Here is a 2,641-nt window from a genome sequence, read left to right on the forward strand (position 1 = left end):
TGCGTATTCCGGCGAACGTGACCGGTCATTCCGGGGATCGTGACCGGTTTGCACACGGCCATCACGCTGGAGTCAGTTTTGTACTTTGAGCGGTCACGATGGGTCAACCGATTCCGTCTTTTGTGTTTTTGCTTTTCGCAGTGATTCCCCCTTCAGATTGAGCCGGTGAGCGCCGTGCAGGAGCCGGTCCAGGATGGCGTCGGCGAGCGTGGCGGAGCCGATGTAATCGTGCCAATGCTCCGTGGGTAACTGGCTGGCAATGAGAGTTGAGCCCCTGCCGTGCCGGTCTTCGATCACTTCCATCAGGTCCTGTCGCTGTTGCGCGGTTACCTTCTGCATGCCCCAGTCGTCCAGGATCAGAAGGTCGGTTTTTAGTAACTGGTTCATCAGCCGGGCATAGCTGCCATCGCCATGGGCGATGCGCAGTTGTTCGAACAGGCGCGGTACCCGCAGGTAGCGAACTGAGAGTCCTTGCCGGCAGGCCTGGTTGCCCAGGGCGCACGCCAGCCAGGTTTTGCCGCAACCGGTCGGGCCGGTAATGCACAGGTTCAGGGATTGGCGGATCCAGTCACAGCTGGCCAGTCCGGCCATGCGAGAGCGCTCCAGCCCTCTCGGGTGGTGGTAGTCGATGTCTTCAATGCAGGCCGGCACACGCAGACGGGCGGCCTTGAGCAGCCGCTCCAGTCGCCGGTTTTCGCGGTGCAGCACTTCCCGATCTACCAGCAGGGCCAGGCGCTCCTCGAACGCCAGGTCATGGGTGTCAGGCTGTGCCCGCTGTTGTTCCAGGGCATCGCACATGCCGGTCAGTTTGAGCTGTCGCAGGGTATCGAGGGTGTTGTGAGTCAACATCAGTTTCTCCGGGATCAGTGGTAGTAGCGGGGGCCGCGAACGTTGGTGTGTAAGGGCAGATCGGCCAGCTCCGGCTCTTCCTCGGCCAGTGGCAGAGGCAGTTGGTCCAGACCCTGCTTCAGGATCGAGCTGATGCTCTGATAGCTGGCCGAGTTGATGACCAGTGCTCGGCTACAAGCCTGCTCCAGCCGGTCACGGCTATAGCGGCGACTGAGGTTCAGCAGACCCAGGCAGGCCCGGTAACCATGCTCCGGATGAGGGCGATCCTTAAGCTGTCGCTGTACCACGTCGAGCGTGGCGGGACCGATGTCCCTGGCCCAGTTCAGGAACCGCCCGGGAGACCAGTTCTGATGGGCCTGGTGGGACTTGGGCATGTGCTCGGTCAGGGTGACGAAGCGGCCCTTGCCATGCCGAGGGTGCAGTGCGACCCGCTGGCCTTTGTGCATGACTTCCACGGACGTATCAGTGACGCGCACGTCCAGCTTCACACCCACCAAGGCGTGGGGCACGCTGTATAGGCGTTTGTCGATCTCGATGTGGTAGTCGATGCCCGGTCGTGCCTTGCGCCACTCGGCGTAGACATAGGGCGTTGCCGGCAGTGGCTTCAGCGTAGGTCGGTCCAGTGTTTCGAACAGGCTCTGGCGGCTCTCGGAGCGCCCCTGGAACGGGCGCTGATTGAGTGCCGGTAGCAGCTCCGCGATGGCCGAGTTCAGTTCGGCCAGCGAGAAGAACGTTCGGTGTCGTAACCGGGCCAGGATCCAGCGTTCGACCAGCAGCACGGCGGCTTCTGCCTTTGCCTTGTCCTTGGGTTTGTAGGGCCGTGCTGGCAACACCGCCGTCTGGTAATGGGCGGCCAGTTCCGCGTAGGTCTCGTTGATCTTCGGGGTGTAACGATCCGCTTTGGTGACCGCTGCCTTGAGATTGTCGGGGACCAGCAGCTCAGCTACCCCGCCGTAGAACGCCAGCATGCGCTGGTGGGAGGCGATCCAGTCCGGCAACGACTGGGACCAGGTGGCTTCGGCGAAGGTATAGCTGGACGCACCCAGCACGGCCACAAAGACCTGGGCCTTGCGCATCTCGCCAGTGCTGCGGTCCACCACCGGCACGGTGGGGCCGCAGTAATCGATAAAGATCTTTTCACCGGCCCGGTGGACCTGACGCATGCTGCGTCGCTGCCGGCCGCGCCAGAGCCGGTAGTGATGGCAGAACTGGCTGTACCGACGAGCCTTGTCGCCGTGGCGCTCTACGTACTCAGCCCAGAGCAGTTGCAGGGTCACGCCCTTGGTCTTGAGTTCCTGATGGATCTGGAAGTAGTCGGGCTCGGCAAAGCGTTCGGGCGGCGTCTTAGCCGGGAACAGCTGGGCCTCTAACCGTGCTTCATCCGTGCCTTCCGGCAACGGCCAGGTGATGCCCTGCGCGGTGGCCAGGCTGACGTACTTGCCGACCACGCCCTTGGAGAGCCCGCAGGCACGGGCAATACGCTCATGGCTCAGGCCCGCTTCGTACTTGAGGCGCAAGACCTCGATGATCTGTCGCATGGAAATCCTCGCTGCCGGCATCCGCCCTTCCTCGTGATGAAAAAGGAAGGGGTATGCCGGATAAAGTTGAAGAATTCCAGCGTGTTGGCAGGGATTCCGGAGGAACGTGACCGATGATTCCGGCATCGTGACCGGCGATTCCGGAAAACTACCCGAAATCGGTCACGATAAAACGGAATGAGCGGTCACGATCACCCGGAACAGGCGGTCACGTTCAAACGGAATGGGCGGTCACGATGGGCCGGAATATGCAA

At 62.0% G+C, this 2,641-nt stretch carries 2 protein-coding genes; both read right to left on the reverse strand.

Features of this window, described 5'->3' with window-relative positions; all coding sequences use genetic code 11:
- Nucleotides 1–93: 93 nt before the first annotated feature.
- Nucleotides 94–849, reverse strand: a complete 756-nt coding sequence (istB, locus tag BM036_RS19535) for an IS21-like element helper ATPase IstB (RefSeq protein ID WP_091855292.1) — start codon at nucleotides 847–849, stop codon at nucleotides 94–96.
- A gap of 14 nt (nucleotides 850–863) precedes the next feature.
- On the reverse strand, nucleotides 864–2,408 hold the full coding sequence (gene istA, locus BM036_RS19540; protein WP_177186128.1) for an IS21 family transposase: 1,545 nt from the start codon (nucleotides 2,406–2,408) through the stop codon (nucleotides 864–866).
- Between the last annotated feature and the right edge of the window lie 233 nt (nucleotides 2,409–2,641).

Source organism: Marinobacter segnicrescens, from assembly GCF_900111555.1.
GTDB classification, from domain to species: domain Bacteria; phylum Pseudomonadota; class Gammaproteobacteria; order Pseudomonadales; family Oleiphilaceae; genus Marinobacter; species Marinobacter segnicrescens.

Coding starts and splice junctions, on each gene's coding strand:
- istB (WP_091855292.1), bottom strand. CDS start 849: ATGTTGACTCACAACACCCTCGATACCCTGCGACAGCTCAAACTGACC.
- istA (WP_177186128.1), bottom strand. CDS start 2,408: ATGCCGGCAGCGAGGATTTCCATGCGACAGATCATCGAGGTCTTGCGC.